Raw genomic sequence first — 15,299 nt, forward strand, 5'->3', positions numbered from 1 at the left:
GGGTGGTGCTGTTGGCCCACGACGAGTGGTCTAATGGGTGGAACGAACACCACCCGTTATAGGGTTTCGGTGTGACCAACCCAGCACTGGTGTCGGTGCTGCCCAGCGAGCCCGCGCCGGTGCGCTTGATGAACACGGTTTGGGCCGACAGTGCCGGTGTCCACGACGATTTGACCACTCCAGCTGCGCTGCGCGATTGGCTGGTCACCGTCGACCATCGATACGCTGCCGACGTTCGCGGAGACCCGCGTCGTGCCGAGCTGGCCGAGGCCAAGCTGCTACGTGACTCCCTTCGCCGGCTGGCCGCCTTCGCCATAGCCGATCCCCGGCCGGCCGCCCAATCCCCGGTCGACAGCGTCGATGACGCCGTTGCCGCGGTGAACTGGGCGGCCAAACAACTGCCCAACGCCCAACTCGTCATCCGGGGTGGTCGGCTGCACCACGACCGCCTAGTACCCACCTCACCGGCTCGCGTCGCCTTGGCTGCACTCGCGCGCGACTCGATCGACATGTTCACCGGACCCAGCGCGACGAAGCTGCGCGCCTGCTACGGCCCAGGATGCGTGGTGTACTTCGTCAGATCCCACCCCCGCCGCGAATGGTGCTCAGAAACCTGCGGCAACCGCGCCCGCGCCGCCCGCGATGAGGGGCCGGCCTAGGCGCTGCGAGGGATACTGCGGGTGCGCCCGAGGTCGCCCTTGAGGAGTAGGTCGCGCTCGGATTCGGACAAACCGCCCCAAACGCCGTAGGGCTCGCCGACATCCAGCGCATGAGAACGGCATTCCTCGATCACCGGACAGCGTCGGCACATCTCCTTAGCGCGCTGCTCGCGTTGCATCCGGGCACGGCCACGCTCCCCGTCGGGATGGAAGAACATCGACGAGTCAACGCCGCGACACAGGCCTTGCAGTTGCCAGTTCCAGATATCGGCGTTAGGTCCAGGTAGCTGCTCCGGCTGTGGCATTAGTTATTCCCTCTCTGCACGGCACGCCCAAAGTGGAGGGTGGGTTCGCGAACGCGCGCGAGTGTGCACATTGATTGGAGTGGCGTCACCGATGACTACCCGACAACATAGACGGTAGGTGGGCTGGCGAATTACAGTCAATAGCCGTTCCCCGCGGCAAAATGTGTCAGCGTTGCGAGAGAATTAACGCTGCGTTCATCTGCGACGCTTTCGCCGAACTTAAAGCATGCTAACGAAGGAGCTCATCGATGCCAAGATTCCCCAGGTCAGAGGCCTTACAGGGCCTTTGTCTAGGCGCCAGCAATTAGGCTGCGAGGATCCTGGGTAATATTTCGGTAACGCAGATGCTACACAGATTTTACTAATGACCTCGGCTATCACTGTGATTGAAACTGGTCACACTTCGGCCGTCGAGACGGTTGAGCTCAAGCTGGCCGCCGCTGCCTTTGGAAACCAGCCGGGCCGTTGGCCGTTGCCGACGGCGACCACGCCCCACCAACTGTGGTTGCGAGCGGTCGCCGCCGGCGGGCAAGGTCGCTACGGCAGCGCCTACCGCGACCTGGCGGTGCTGCGACGTAGCGTTTCGGCCGGGCGGTTGGCCTCGCTGGCGTACAGCACGCACGGATCGTTCTTGCGCCAGCTCGGTTGGCACACGCTGGCGCGGGGCTGGGACGGTCGTGCCCTGGCGCTGGCCGGCACCGATTCCGAGGCTCGTGCCGATGCACTGATCGGGCTGGCGGCCGACGCGCTCGGCGTCGGCCGCCTCGCCGCAGCAAAAACATTGCTGACTCACGCGGAGTCGCTGCAGGTGTCCGAGCGGGTAGCGGTGCGCAGGCGTTGGGTGGCCTCGGAGCTGGCGATGGTCGCCGGCGACGGGGCAACCGCTGTCCGCTGCGCCGAGGAGGCGGTCGAGTTGGCCCGTGCCATGACCGTCGCGTCGGTGCGACACCAGGTCAAAAGTGACGTCGTGCTGGCTGCCGCGCTATGCAGCGCCGGGGTCACCGAGCGGGCACGCGCCGTGGGCCGCGAAGCGCTGGACGTCACCGGCCGATTCGGGCTGGTACCGCTGCGTTGGGCGGTGGCTTGCTTGCTGATCGATACCGGAAGCATCACGGTTGAGGCAAAACAGCTGCGCGAACTCGCCAAAATTCGGGATATTTGCGCAGGCCAGGTGCGGCGCGCCGGTGGAACCTGGCGTACCGCGTGAAACGGCATCTGCCCGTTATTGTCTAGCTGTGTCTTAGCCCGGGATGTGTCCGGACCGTAACGTTGGAGAGACCGCCGTCGATGACAATTGAAGGGGAACGTCTCGACGCTGTGGTGGCCGAAGCCGTGGCTGGAGACCGGAACGCACTTCGGGAGGTGCTGGAGACCGTTCGCCCGATCGTTGTGCGATATTGCCGAGCGCGAGTCGGCACGGTTGAGCGCAGTGGCCTGTCAGCTGACGACGTGGCACAGGAGGTTTGCTTGGCGGCCATAACTGCGCTGCCCCGCTACCGGGACCGGGGACGCCCATTCCTGGCCTTCCTGTATGGCATCGCCGCCCACAAGGTCGCCGACGCCCACCGGGCTGCCGGCCGCGATCTTGCCTACCCGGCCGAAGCAGTTCCCGAGCGCCGGTCGGCCGACGCGGGCCCGGAGCAGCTGGTCCTCGAAGCTGATTCGGTCACCCGGATGAACGAACTGCTCGAGATCTTGCCGGCCAAGCAGCGCGAGATCCTCATCCTGCGTGTTGTCGTCGGCCTGTCCGCTGAGGAGACCGCCGCCGCCGTCGGCAGCAGCACCGGAGCGGTTCGGGTGGCCCAGCACCGCGCGTTGTCGCGGTTGAAGTCCGAGATTGTCGCGGCGGGTGACTATGCCTGAGTTTGGTTATGCGTTCGGCGATCAGCCGGCTTTGGATGAGGTGGCCCGCACCGATCTGCTCCTCGACGCGCTCGCCGAACGTCATTCGGTCGACTTCGACGATCCCCGTGATGACATGCTGGCCGCGTTGCTGGAGGACTGGCGCGACGAGTTGAGGTGGCCACCGGCGAGCGCATTGGTTTCCCACGAGCAGGCCGTCGAGGCGCTGTACACCGGAATTGCGGGGCGCCGACGCGCTCGCCGCGGCCTGGCAGCGATCGGATCAGTGGCGGCGACGCTGCTAGTGCTCAGTGGGCTGGGCGCCGTGGTCGCCGACGCCCGTCCCGGACAGGCGCTGTATGGCCTGCACACGATGTTCTTCGACACACCGCGGGTCAATAACGATCAGATTGTGTTGTCCGCCAAGGCCGAATTGGCCAAGGTTCAACAAATGATCGCCGAAGGCCAATGGGACCAGGCCGAGGATCAGCTGGCTGAGGTCAGCAGCAGTGTGCAATCGATGGACGACGATAACCGCAGAAATGACCTGATGAATCAGGTGAATCTGCTGAACACGAAGGTGGAGACGCACGACCCGAATGCGACGTTGCCGGCGCCTGAAACGGGGCCAACCGTGCCGGCTGCCTCAACCACGTTGACGTGGTCGTCGATTCCGCCGGAGCCGCCCGGTGCCGCGCCCTAACACCTGCGCTACGGCTCACGGTGCGTCATTTAATGACGCCGGTGATAGCCATCCGCGTCGGATGTCGCTTCGTTCAGCGAGGCATCGGCGTATCCCCGGCAGTAATCCCAGGTGACGTAGGAGTCCGGTTCGGGGTCGTAGGCCGGCTCGTGCGGTCGGACGGTGCCGTCGATCAGTAGTTGCAGCAGGTTGGCCCGCAACATGTCCCAGTCGTGATAGTGGTCTTGCTGACACTCGTCGCAGCACACCACAAGTCCACGAATTCCCCGATGCGCCAACAGCGCCTCGTAAACGGCCAGGTCGGCCAGGTCGGCTTCGACCGCAATCCGTTCTTGCTGGTCTAGTGGTTGACCTGGCTCTACAGCGTCGAGCGCCGCCGACGGGTCGCAGGGGTCGTCGGCAAACGGGTCGGGTGGCAAACCCGGCGGGAGGTGGTCACGCACGCCTCTAGCCTACGCAGGCGGGCAGCGATAACGCCAGCAGCCTAGACCGGTGTTGTTTTATCGCCGGCGGAACACCCGGCCATGCGAACCCGGCGGATTGGTCAGTCGATAGGATGGGGTTTCTCACTCGCATGCGTATGGAGGGCCGCACCGATGACCCGTGGCATGTCCAACCTAAAAGAAAGTTCCGACCTCGTTGCCAGTTCGTACCTGCGTGTTGGTGGCCTGATGGACGACCCAGCCGCGACCGGGGGTGACAACCCGCACAAGGTGGCCATGCTGGGACTGACGTTCGACGATGTCCTGCTGTTACCCGCGGCTTCTGACGTGGTGCCGGCCACTGCGGACACCTCCAGCCAGCTGACCAAGAAGATCAGGCTCAAGGTGCCGTTGGTCAGCTCGGCAATGGATACCGTCACCGAGGCGCGGATGGCCATCGCCATGGCTCGGGCGGGCGGCATGGGTGTGCTGCACCGCAACCTGCCGGTTGCCGAGCAGGCCGGGCAGGTCGAGACGGTGAAACGCTCCGAGGCCGGCATGGTCACTGACCCGGTCACTTGCCGGCCGGACAACACCTTGGCCCAGGTCGACGCGCTGTGCGCCCGGTTCCGGATCTCCGGGTTGCCGGTGGTCGACGATTCCGGTGCGCTGGTTGGCATCATCACCAACCGCGACATGCGGTTCGAGGTCGACCAGTCCAAGCAGGTCGCCGAGGTGATGACCAAAGCGCCGCTGATTACCGCTGCCGAGGGTGTCAGCGCCGACGCGGCATTGGGCCTGTTGCGGCGAAACAAGATCGAAAAGCTGCCCGTTGTCGACGGCCATGGCCGGCTGACCGGGCTGATCACCGTCAAAGACTTCGTCAAAACCGAGCAGCACCCGCTGGCGACCAAAGACAGCGACGGCCGGCTGCTGGTGGGTGCGGCCGTTGGTGTCGGCGGAGATGCCTGGGTCCGCGCGATGATGCTGGTCGACGCCGGGGTCGACGTGCTGATCGTCGACACCGCGCACGCGCACAACCGGCTGGTGCTCGACATGGTCGGCAAACTCAAGGCCGAAATTGGCGACCGGGTCCAGGTGATTGGCGGCAATGTCGCCACCAGGTCGGCGGCCGCGGCCCTGGTGGCGGCCGGCGCTGATGCGGTGAAGGTCGGCGTGGGGCCCGGGTCGATTTGCACGACCCGCGTGGTGGCCGGTGTCGGGGCGCCGCAGATCACCGCGATTCTGGAGGCCGTCGCGGCGTGCGGGCCGGCGGGCGTGCCGGTCATCGCCGACGGCGGGTTGCAGTACTCCGGCGATATCGCTAAGGCGCTGGCCGCCGGCGCGTCGACGGCCATGCTGGGCTCGTTGTTGGCCGGCACCGCTGAGGCGCCAGGCGAGCTGATCTTCGTCAACGGCAAGCAGTTCAAGAGCTACCGCGGCATGGGGTCGCTGGGCGCCATGCAAGGTAGGGGTGGGGGTAAGTCGTATTCCAAGGACCGCTATTTCGCCGACGACGCCCTGTCCGAGGACAAGTTGGTCCCTGAGGGGATCGAGGGCAGGGTGCCGTTCCGTGGTCCGCTATCGTCGGTGATCCACCAGCTGATGGGTGGTCTGCGCGCCGCGATGGGTTACACCGGTTCGCCCACCATCGAGGTGTTGCAGCAGGCGCAGTTCGTCCGGATCACACCCGCCGGACTCAAAGAGAGCCACCCGCACGACGTCGCGATGACCGTCGAAGCCCCCAACTACTACGCGCGTTGACGCCCGACATGGTCGAGATCGGGATGGGCCGCGTGGCCCGTCGGACATATGAGCTCAGCGAGATCAGCATCGTGCCGTCGCGTCGCACTCGCTCGTCGAAAGACGTGTCGACGGCGTGGCAGCTCGACGCCTACCGGTTCGAGATCCCCGTGGTGGCACACCCGACCGACGCGTTGGTGTCACCGGAGTTCGCCATCGAGCTGGGCCGGCTCGGCGGGCTGGGGGTACTCAACGGTGAGGGGCTGATCGGCCGCCATGCCGATGTCGAGGCCAAGATCGCGCAGTTGATCGAGGCCGCCGAGAAAGAGCCCGAACCCGCGGCGGCGGTCCGGTTGCTGCAGGAGCTGCATGCTGCGCCACTGAACCCGGACCTGCTCGGTTCGGCGGTGGCCCGGATCCGGGAGGCGGGAGTGACCACCGCGGTGCGGGTCAGCCCGCAAAATGCTCAGGCGCTGACGCCGGTGTTGCTGGCGGCCGGAATCGACCTGCTGGTCGTCCAGGGTTCCATCGTCTCGGCTGAAAGAGTGGCCCTGGATCGGGAAGGGGCTGGTGAACCACTCAACCTGAAGACGTTCATCGCTGAGCTCGACGTTCCGGTGGTCGCCGGCGGTGTGCTTGACCACCGCACGGCGCTGCATCTGATGCGTACCGGCGCGGCCGGCGTGATCGTCGGCTACGGCTCCACCAGCGGGGTCACCACCTCCGATGAGGTGTTAGGCATCAGCGTGCCGATGGCTACTGCGATCGCCGACGCCGCCGCCGCGCGGCGCGAATACCTCGACGAGACCGGCGGCCGCTACGTGCACGTGCTGGCCGACGGCGATATCTACACGTCTGGCGAGTTGGCCAAAGCCATTGCCTGTGGCGCCGACGCGGTGGTGCTGGGCACGCCGTTGGCCCAAAGTGCCGAGGCACTGGGCGGCGGGTGGTTCTGGCCGGCCGCCGCGGCACACCCGTCGCTGCCCCGCGGGGCGTTACTGCAGACCGCCGTCGGCGAGCGCCCGCCGTTGCAGCAGGTTCTGAACGGGCCCTCCGACGACCCGTTCGGCACCCTGAATCTGGTCGGTGGTCTGCGCCGATCCATGGCCAAGGCCGGCTATTGCGACCTCAAGGAATTCCAGAAGGTCGGCCTGACCGTCAGCATCTAAGGTTTCGGCCGCACGTTGGTGCCGAAGGCAGACCATACTGGGGCGATGAAGCCGGATTACGACGTCCTCATCATCGGTTCAGGGTTTGGCGGCAGCGTCAGCGCGCTGCGGCTCACGGAAAAGGGTTACCGGGTCGGCGTGGTGGAGGCCGGCCGCCGCTTCGCCGACGAGGATTTCGCCAAGACGTCCTGGGAGCTGCGTAAATTCCTCTGGGCGCCGAAGCTGGGCTGCTACGGCATCCAACGCATCCACTTGCTGCGCAACGTGATGATCTTGGCCGGCGCCGGAGTGGGTGGCGGTTCGCTGAACTACGCGAATACGTTGTACGTGCCGCCGGAGCCGTTCTTTGCCGACCAGCAGTGGGCGCACATCACGGACTGGCGCGGCGAGCTGGCGCCGCATTACGAGCAGGCGCAGCGGATGTTGGGTGTGGTGTACAACCCGACCTTCACCGACGCTGACCGGATCGTCAAAGAGGTCGCCGACGAGATGGGGTTCGGCGACACTTTTGTGCCGACGCCGGTCGGGGTGTTTTTCGGCCCTGATGGCACCCAGGCGCCGGGTCAGACCGTGGCCGACCCGTATTTCGGCGGCGTGGGGCCGGCGCGCACCGGCTGCACCGAATGCGGTTGCTGTATGACGGGCTGTCGCCACGGCGCCAAGAACACGCTGGTGAAAAACTACCTTGGCCTCGCGGAATCGGCAGGTGCACAAGTGATTCCGATGACAACGGTGAAAGGATTCGAGCAGGCCTCCGACGGGTTGTGGGAGGTGCGCACGGTCCGCACCGGCAGTTGGCTGCGCAGGGACAGACGCACGCTTACCGCTGCGCACCTGCTGCTGGCCGCGGGCACGTGGGGGACGCAACATCTGCTGTTCAGGATGCGTGACCAAGGTAAGTTACCTCGTCTGTCGCAGCGTTTGGGTGTGTTGACTCGGACGAACTCGGAGTCGATTGTCGGTGCCGCGACCTTGAGCGTCAGGCCCGACCTGGACCTGACTCATGGTGTGGCGATCACGTCGTCGATTCACCCGACGTCGGACACACACATCGAACCCGTGCGCTACGGCAAGGGTTCCAACGCGATGGGGTTGTTGCAGACCTTGATGACCGACGGCCCTGGGCCCGAGGGGCACAAGGAGACCCCCGATGAGACCTTTGTGCCGCGGTGGAAGCAGTTGTTGCATCAGGCCAGCGAAGATCCGCGCCGCATGCTGCGGCTGCTCAATCCCCGCCAGTGGAGCGAGCGCACGGTGATCGCGCTGGTGATGCAACACCTGGACAACTCGATCACCACGTTCACCAAGCGTGGCAAACTTGGAATCCGTTGGTATTCCAGCAAACAGGGGCACGGCGAACCGAACCCGTCGTGGATCCCGATCGGCAACGAGGTCACCCGCCGTATCGCCGCCAAGATCGACGGCGTGGCCGGCGGCACCTGGGGTGAGCTCTTCAACGTGCCGCTGACCGCGCACTTTCTTGGCGGTGCGGTGATCGGCGATGACCCCGAGCACGGGGTCATCGACCCCTATCACCGGGTCTACGGCTACCCGACGCTGTACGTGGTGGACGGTGCCGCGATTTCGGCGAACCTGGGTGTCAACCCGTCGCTGTCCATCGCCGCGCAAGCCGAGCGTGCTGCCGCGCTGTGGCCCAACAAGGGCCAGCATGATCAGCGGCCGCGGCAGGGTGCGGCGTACCGTCGGCTGGCCCCGATCGCCCCAGAGCACCCGGTGGTGCCCGCCGAAGCGCCAGGAGCGCTGCGGTGGCTGCCCATTGATCCGGTCAGCGACGCTAGCTGACACCACCCAGCTGGCTTTGCCTAGCTGGCCAGGGTCAGCGGCGCGCCACTAACTACCCGGCTGCGCTGCCCGTGCACGTTGACCGGAACATCGCCCATCAAGGTAACCCGATGCATGAGGCGCGGCTGGTTGTCGTAGTCGTCGATGGCTCGGTGCTGGGTGGCCCGGTTGTCCCAGATGGCGACGTCGCCCGGCTCCCAGTTCCAGCGGATGGTGTTCTCGGGCATGGTGATTCGCCGCTGCAGCAACTCGAGCAGCACGCTTGATTCGTGGCTGTCCAGACCGACGAAGCCACGCACGAAATTTCCCAACAGCAGCGTGGGCTCACCCGTCTCCGGGTGCACCCGCACCACCGGATGTTCGGTGCGGAAATCCGGGTTCTCGAACGCCTGTCGGAACTCCCGCTGCGCGTCAGTCAGTGATGCGACCGATTCGGGGGTCACATAGTCGTAGCGGTTGGTGTGCAGCGCCCACAGGTTGTCGACGAGCCATTTGAGCGGTTCGGGTAGGTCGTCGTAGGCGGCCGCGGTGGACGCCCATAGCGTCGACCCGCCGTAGCTGGGCAGGGTGACCGCGCGCAGGATCGAGGCCGCGGGGTAGTTCGCCGCGAAGGTCACGTCGGTGTGCCAGCGCGTGGCCTTGCCGTAGTCGGAGTTGATCGGCGTGATGATCGGTGCATTCTGAGCGGCCAGGACAGCGGCGGCCGGGTGGCCGATCGGGGTGCCAAGCAACCCCGCGAACGCCAGCTGCTGTTCGTCATCGAGGTGGTGCTGTCCGCGGCAGAAGATCACCCGGTGGGCTAATAGCGCCTGGCGGATCTCCCCGACGGTGGCTGGGTCAAGGTCGCCGCCCAGCTGCACCCCGTCGATTCGGGCACCGATCCGGCTGCCCAGCTTGGTGACGCTTATCGCGTGTGTCATCTACTTCGGTCCTTTCGGGACTAGCCGCTGTAGTCAGTTGACTACAGCGGCTAGTGTAGTCACATGACTACACGCTCGGCAACCCGCTCACGCAAGGCTCCCACCGGACGGGAAGAGGTTGCGGCGGCAATCTTGGCGGCCGCCACCGACTTGTTTGCCGAGCGCGGTCCGGCCGCGACATCGATCCGCGATATCGCCGCTCGGTCGAAGGTCAACCATGGACTGGTGTTTCGGCACTTCGGCACCAAAGAACAATTGGTTGGCGCGGTGCTCGATCACCTGGGAATGACCACGACCAACTTGCGGCGAAACGACGCGCCGGTCGCGGAGCTCGAGCGAGCCATGGATCGGCATCTGCGGGTGATGGCTCGTGCATTGCTCGACGGTTACCCGGTGGGGCAGTTGCAGACGCAGTTTCCCGGCATGTGGCAGCTGCTCGAGGCGGTACGCCCGCGTCACGCGGATGATCGCAGCGCGCGGCTGGCGCTCGCCAATGCCGTTGCCCTGCAATTCGGTTGGCGGCTCTTCGAGCCGTTCCTGCGGGCGTCGACCGGTATCGACGAGCTGACCGATGCGCAGCTGCGCCAAGCCGTGCACGCCGAGGTGGTGCGGATCGTCGAGCCGCACTAACCCCGCGACATGGCCCGCCGGTGCACCGGCTCGCGGCCCGGCGGCTGTGACGGAGGCGGCAGGAGTGGCTTTCGGGCCCGCACCGCGATGGTCGACGGTGAATCCGATTTCAGGGTGAGGTGTTCACCGGCATGGCGGATGGTCAGCTCGCCGCCGGGGCCGTCGCGCAGGGTGTAGGTGACGTCGGCGTGCCTGGCGTCCACGGTCAGCCGGAACCCGCGCCAGCGCAGTCGGAACCGTAGCCGCGAGATGCCGTCGGGCAGTTGGGGATCGATGGACAGGATGCCCTCGTCGTCGCGCAGGCCACCGAAACCCCCGACCAGAGCCGTCCACGCACCCGCGAGTGAGGCCATGTGCAACCCGTCACGGGTATTGCGGTGCAGATCGCGCAGGTCGATCAGCGCGGCCTCGTAGGCATAGTCGTGGGCTAGCTCGAGATGCCCGACCTCGGCGCACATCACCGCCTGCGTGCAGGCCGACAGCGACGAGTCACGCACCATGCGTCGCTCGTAGTAGTCGACGTTGCGTGCTTTCTGTTCGGGTGTGAACGCATGACTTTGCCACTGCATCGCCAGCACCAGGTCGGCTTGTTTAATCACTTGCGTGGGGTAGAGCCGCACGTAGGCCTCGTGTAAGAGCAACGGGTAGGTGGTGTTGGATTCAAAATCCCATTCCGCAAACGTGGTGAACCCTGCACACTGCTGATGGACACCCAGCTCGTCGTCGTACGGAATGTTGGCGGCGTCGGCCGCGTCGCGCCAGGCGGCCATCTCTTCGGTCGTGACACCTAGCGCTTCTGCGGCTTCGGGATGGCGCAGGCAGGCATCGGCGGCGGTGATCAGATTGCTCGCGGCCATCAGGTTCGTGAACACGTTGTCCCGGACCACCGCCGTGTACTCGTCGGGACCGGTGACCCCATCGAGGTGCCAGACGCCATGCCGGTCGTGGTGCCCGAGTGAGAGCCACAGCCGGGCCGTCTCGACGAGCACCGCAAGGCCGCACTCTTCTTCTAGCGAGTGGTCACCGGTAACAATGCGGTACCGCTCGAAGGCCATCGCGATGTCGGCGTTGATGTGCCATGCCGCCGTGCCCGCCGGCCAGTACGCCGAGCATTCCTGCCCGCGGATGGTTCGCCAGCAAAAGCTGGCACCGTCGAGCCCGAGTTCGGCCGCCCGCTCCTTGGCGAGCTGCAATGTCGACGCACGCCACCGCAGCGCGTCGGCGACCGCATGCGGCGCGGTGTAGGTCAGCACCGGCAACACGAAACCCTCGGTATCCCAAAAGGCGTGGCCGTCGTAGCCGGTTCCGGTGAGTCCCTTGCTGGGGATCGCGCGCCGTTCGGCGCGCGCGCTGGCCTGCAGCAAGTGAAAGAGCCCGAACCGCACCGCTTGCTGAGATTCCGGGTCGCCCTCGACTTCGACGTCGGCGCTGTCCCAGAAGTCGTCGAGGTAGGCCCGCTGCGAGTCCAGCAGCCCGTGCCATCCGCTGTAGCGGGCGGTGTGAAGTGCGGCGGCGGCCTGGTCACGCAGCGCCGAGCGGGAGCGCAGGCTCGACCAGCCGTACGCCAGGTATTTGACGATGCGCAGCTTCTGCCCTGGGCGCAGCCCGCAGATCACCGTGGTCCGAGCCAAGTCTGGGCGCGCGTCGGTGGTGATCTCGACTCGTCCGGGAACCTCGACCTCGTGATCCATCCCGGCGGCCATCATGAGGGAGCTGGCCCGGGTCCGGTGCATGAGAAGTCCGCCGCGCTCGGTGGCCTCGTGTTCGACGGCCTCTAGCGGGTTCTCCAGAATGGCCGACACCCGCGGGTCGCCCGAGGTCTCGGGTTGGTCCTCGTTGGTGACGAGCTCGGACTGCACGGTCACGCGCACGAATTCGTCCAGCGCTTCGACGACATACTCGATAGCCGCGACACTGCGGTGCGCCAGCGACACCAAGCGGGTGGACACCACCTTGATTTGCTTGTCCGCGGGCGAGCGCCAGTGCACGCGGCGGGTCAGCGTCCCGGCGCGCAGGTCGAGGACCCGCTCATGGGAGATCACTTCGCCGTAGCGGACGTCGAACGGCTCGTCCTCGACGAACAGACGCAAGATCTTGCCGTTGGTGACGTCGACGACGGTCTGACCGGCCTCCGGATACCCGTATCCGGCCTCGGCGTATGGCAGCGGTCGAATTTCGTAGAAGGAGTTCAGATAGGTGCCCGGAAGGCCGTACGGCTCGCCCTCGTCGAGGTTGCCGCGCAACCCGATGTGCCCGTTGGACAAGGCAAATAGGGATTCCGATTGGGCTAGCAGGTTCAGGTCGAGCCGGGTCTCGCGAATCTGCCAAGGTTCGACGGGGAAGGCTTCTTCAGTGATCATCGGGGCTCATGCCGTGGGAGCAGTTCGGCGAGATCGGTGACTACCACGTCGGCGCCGCTGCGGCGCAGTTCCTCGGCCTGGCCCACCCGGCCCGTGCGGTTGATGCCCACCACGAAGCCGAAGTTACCGGACCGGCCGGCCTGCACGCCGGACAATGCGTCCTCGAATACAGCCGCAGCGTCGGGAGCGACGTCGAGCAACTGCGCCCCGCGCAGGTACGAGTCGGGGGCCGGCTTGCCGGCGAGGTGCTCTTCGCGCAGGGTGATGCCGTCCACCCGCTGCTGGACAAACCGGTCCAGACCGGTGATTGCGAGTACGTCGCGGGTATTGGCGCTTGACGACACCACGGCTACGCCGAGACCCGCGTCTGTAACCGCCTCCAGATAGCGTCGCGACCCGTCGAAGACCGCAACGCCATCATCGGTGAGCACCCGCTGGAACATGTCGTTTTTGCGGTTGCCCAGGCCGCATACCGTCTCGACATCGCCGGAGTCGTCGGCACTGCCGTCAGGCAGTGTGATTCCCCGACTGCTCAGAAATGACCGGACCCCGTCTTCGCGTTTCTTGCCGTCCACGTACTGCAGGTAGTCCACGGCGGGATCGAAGGGGACGAATTTTTCTCCGGTGCGCTCGGCCCGTTGGGATAGGTAGGCGTCGAACATGGCCTGCCACGCCTTGGTATGCACGCTCGCGGTATCGGTGAGTACACCGTCGAGGTCGAACAGGCAGGCACGCACCGTCCCCGGCAGACCTAGTGGCGATCGCAAGCGCGGCGTAGCCGGGCGCAGCGGGTCGCCGCTCATCGGACCTAGCACGGCGGACCTCACTTTCACAAGTAGTTGGGCGATACGGGCTCACCGGGATGCAGCGTACCTATGCCGCTGGCTGATCGCACTGCCGAGCCACGGCTGTTAGTCACATTGAGACCATAACGATTCTCAGGCGTCGAAACTGCAAGCGGCGCGGACCTTTTCGGTGTGTCGTCACAACCGTTTAAGTGTCGCGGTGGTGAATCTCGCGGTCGTGTTTCGATCGCTGGCGCTCGCGGTGAACCTTCGGTGATGGTCACCGCCAGTGCCGCAGACCTTGTCACCGCCTGCCTCGGCAGCTGCTGCCAGCCTCTAGACTGGCTACTCGTGGCCGACTCTGCTGACCTCGACAAGGCTGGACCGTCTGGCCGCCCCGTGTTGGTGGTTGACTTCGGCGCACAGTACGCGCAGCTGATCGCCCGCCGGGTTCGAGAGGCACAGGTTTTTTCCGAGGTAATCCCACACACCGCCTCGATCGAGGAGATCACCGCCCGTGATCCGCTGGCGATTGTGCTTTCCGGCGGACCGGCCAGTGTCTACACCGACGGTGCTCCGCGGCTCGATCCGGCGCTGTTCGATCTCGGTCTGCCGGTGTTCGGGATCTGCTACGGGTTTCAGGCCATGGCGCAGGCGCTCGGCGGGACTGTCGCCCATACTGGGACCAGCGAATATGGCCGGACAGAGCTGAAAGTCCTTGGCGGTGACCTACATTCAGGCCTGCCCGGTGTTCAGCCGGTCTGGATGAGCCATGGTGACGCGGTCACCGCCGCGCCGGACGGATTCGACGTGGTGGCCAGCAGCGCGGGTGCTCCAGTGGCCGCCTTCGAGAACCGGGACCGGCGCCTGGCCGGGGTGCAGTATCACCCAGAGGTGCTGCACACCCCACACGGGCAGCAAGTACTCAGCCGGTTTCTGCACGATTTCGCTGGGCTCGGCGCGGATTGGACGGCGGCCAACATCACCGGTGTGCTGGTCGAGCAGGTGCGTGCCCAGATCGGCGATGGCCATGCGATCTGCGGCCTGTCCGGCGGTGTGGATTCCGCGGTGGCCGCGGCACTGGTGCAACGCGCCATCGGAGACCGATTGACGTGTGTCTTTGTCGATCATGGTCTGCTGCGGGACGGTGAGCGCGCACAGGTGCAGCGCGATTTCGTCGCCGCCACCGGCGCCAAGCTGGTCACCGTCGACGTGGCCGACACCTTCCTGCAGGCGCTGTCGGGTGTGACCAACCCCGAGGGCAAGCGCAAGATCATCGGGCGGCAGTTCATCCGGGCATTCGAGGGTGCAGTACGGGATGTGTTGGGCGACAACGCATCTGATTCCGAGATTGAGTTTCTGGTGCAGGGCACGCTGTATCCGGATGTGGTGGAGTCCGGTGGGGGCAGCGGCACCGCGAACATCAAGAGCCACCACAATGTCGGTGGTCTGCCCGACGACCTGAAATTCAAGCTCGTCGAGCCGCTGCGGTTGCTGTTCAAAGACGAGGTGCGCGCGGTCGGTCGACAGTTGGGCCTGCCGGAGGAAATCGTTGCGCGCCAACCGTTTCCGGGTCCGGGTCTGGGCATCCGGATCGTCGGCGAGGTCACTGCCGAGCGGCTGGACACGCTGCGGCGAGCCGACTCGATCGCGCGTGAGGAGCTGACCGCGGCGGGTCTGGACCACCAGATCTGGCAGTGCCCGGTAGTACTGCTGGCTGACGTCCGGTCGGTCGGTGTGCAGGGAGACAACCGCAGCTATGGACACCCAATCGTGCTGCGGCCGGTGTCCAGTGAGGACGCTATGACCGCCGATTGGACCCGGGTGCCCTACGAGGTGTTGGAGTGCATCTCGACGCGCATCACCAACGAGGTAGCCGAGGTTAACCGCGTGGTGCTGGACATCACCAGTAAACCGCCCGGTACCATCGAGTGGGAATAGCTGCGGAACCGCTTACT

At 65.7% G+C, this 15,299-nt stretch carries 13 protein-coding genes and 1 pseudogene; 9 read left to right on the forward strand and 5 right to left on the reverse strand.

Annotated elements, in window-relative coordinates; translation table 11 throughout:
• Positions 1 to 71: 71 nt before the first annotated feature.
• The gene (locus B586_RS04145) at positions 72 to 659 is read left to right on the forward strand and encodes a CGNR zinc finger domain-containing protein (protein WP_211141570.1); all 588 of its coding nucleotides are present in this window, start codon (positions 72 to 74) and stop codon (positions 657 to 659) included.
• Here B586_RS04145 and B586_RS04150 read toward each other — a convergent pair.
• Positions 656 to 964, reverse strand: a complete 309-nt coding sequence (locus tag B586_RS04150; protein ID WP_047315539.1) for a WhiB family transcriptional regulator — start codon at positions 962 to 964, stop codon at positions 656 to 658. The two genes, B586_RS04145 and B586_RS04150, sit on opposite strands and share 4 nt — an antisense overlap.
• A 382-nt stretch (positions 965 to 1,346) precedes the next feature.
• On the opposite strand from B586_RS04150, the gene B586_RS04155 reads away from it, so the two are divergent.
• The 3 genes and pseudogenes from B586_RS04155 to B586_RS04165 all read left to right on the forward strand — a co-directional run.
• A complete protein-coding gene (locus B586_RS04155; RefSeq protein WP_414738730.1) occupies positions 1,347 to 2,171 on the forward strand; it encodes a hypothetical protein in 825 nt (274 codons plus the stop codon).
• Between the two features lie 80 nt (positions 2,172 to 2,251).
• Complete coding sequence (locus B586_RS04160; protein ID WP_082129564.1) at positions 2,252 to 2,827, forward strand: sigma-70 family RNA polymerase sigma factor; 576 nt, start codon at positions 2,252 to 2,254, stop codon at positions 2,825 to 2,827.
• Positions 2,820 to 3,494 (forward strand): annotated as a pseudogene (locus B586_RS04165) (anti-sigma-D factor RsdA); the annotation flags it as partial. The gene B586_RS04160 and the pseudogene B586_RS04165, both read left to right, overlap by 8 nt.
• Before the next feature lie 44 nt (positions 3,495 to 3,538).
• Here the strand turns inward: B586_RS04165 and B586_RS04170 are convergent.
• On the reverse strand, positions 3,539 to 3,952 hold the full coding sequence (locus tag B586_RS04170; protein WP_047315536.1) for a DUF5319 domain-containing protein: 414 nt from the start codon (positions 3,950 to 3,952) through the stop codon (positions 3,539 to 3,541).
• 153 nt (positions 3,953 to 4,105) lie between these two features.
• On the opposite strand from B586_RS04170, the gene guaB reads away from it, so the two are divergent.
• Genes guaB through B586_RS04185 form a run of 3 tightly spaced genes read left to right on the forward strand, consistent with a single transcriptional unit; the run spans position 4,106 to position 8,646 of the window.
• A complete protein-coding gene (gene guaB, locus B586_RS04175; RefSeq protein WP_047315535.1) occupies positions 4,106 to 5,695 on the forward strand; it encodes an IMP dehydrogenase in 1,590 nt (529 codons plus the stop codon).
• Between the two features lie 8 nt (positions 5,696 to 5,703).
• Positions 5,704 to 6,843: a GuaB3 family IMP dehydrogenase-related protein gene (locus tag B586_RS04180; RefSeq protein ID WP_047315534.1), complete on the forward strand. Its 1,140-nt coding sequence runs from the start codon at positions 5,704 to 5,706 to the stop codon at positions 6,841 to 6,843.
• A gap of 45 nt (positions 6,844 to 6,888) precedes the next feature.
• Positions 6,889 to 8,646: a GMC family oxidoreductase gene (locus B586_RS04185; protein WP_054880616.1), complete on the forward strand. Its 1,758-nt coding sequence runs from the start codon at positions 6,889 to 6,891 to the stop codon at positions 8,644 to 8,646.
• A gap of 20 nt (positions 8,647 to 8,666) precedes the next feature.
• On the opposite strand, the gene B586_RS04190 is transcribed toward B586_RS04185, so the two are convergent.
• The gene (locus tag B586_RS04190; RefSeq protein ID WP_047315532.1) at positions 8,667 to 9,566 is read right to left on the reverse strand and encodes a TauD/TfdA dioxygenase family protein; all 900 of its coding nucleotides are present in this window, start codon (positions 9,564 to 9,566) and stop codon (positions 8,667 to 8,669) included.
• A 63-nt stretch (positions 9,567 to 9,629) separates the two neighbouring features.
• Here B586_RS04190 and B586_RS04195 point away from each other — a divergent pair, with 63 nt between their 5' ends.
• Positions 9,630 to 10,196, forward strand: a complete 567-nt coding sequence (locus tag B586_RS04195) for a TetR/AcrR family transcriptional regulator (protein ID WP_047315531.1) — start codon at positions 9,630 to 9,632, stop codon at positions 10,194 to 10,196.
• Here B586_RS04195 and B586_RS04200 read toward each other — a convergent pair.
• Positions 10,193 to 12,556, reverse strand: a complete 2,364-nt coding sequence (locus tag B586_RS04200) for a glycoside hydrolase family 65 protein (RefSeq protein ID WP_054880615.1) — start codon at positions 12,554 to 12,556, stop codon at positions 10,193 to 10,195. The genes B586_RS04195 and B586_RS04200 overlap by 4 nt on opposite strands.
• Positions 12,553 to 13,359, reverse strand: coding sequence for a beta-phosphoglucomutase family hydrolase (locus B586_RS04205; RefSeq protein WP_054881079.1), 807 nt, complete (start codon positions 13,357 to 13,359; stop codon positions 12,553 to 12,555). Before B586_RS04205 ends, B586_RS04200 begins: the two co-directional genes overlap by 4 nt.
• 333 nt (positions 13,360 to 13,692) lie before the next feature.
• Between B586_RS04205 and guaA the strand changes: the two genes are divergently transcribed.
• Positions 13,693 to 15,282 carry a glutamine-hydrolyzing GMP synthase gene (gene guaA / locus B586_RS04210; protein ID WP_054881078.1) on the forward strand — a complete coding sequence of 530 codons (1,590 nt, stop codon included), beginning with the start codon at positions 13,693 to 13,695 and terminating at the stop codon, positions 15,280 to 15,282.
• The last annotated feature ends 17 nt before the right edge of the window (positions 15,283 to 15,299 follow it).

Source organism: Mycobacterium haemophilum DSM 44634 (assembly GCF_000340435.2).
GTDB lineage: Bacteria > Actinomycetota > Actinomycetes > Mycobacteriales > Mycobacteriaceae > Mycobacterium > Mycobacterium haemophilum.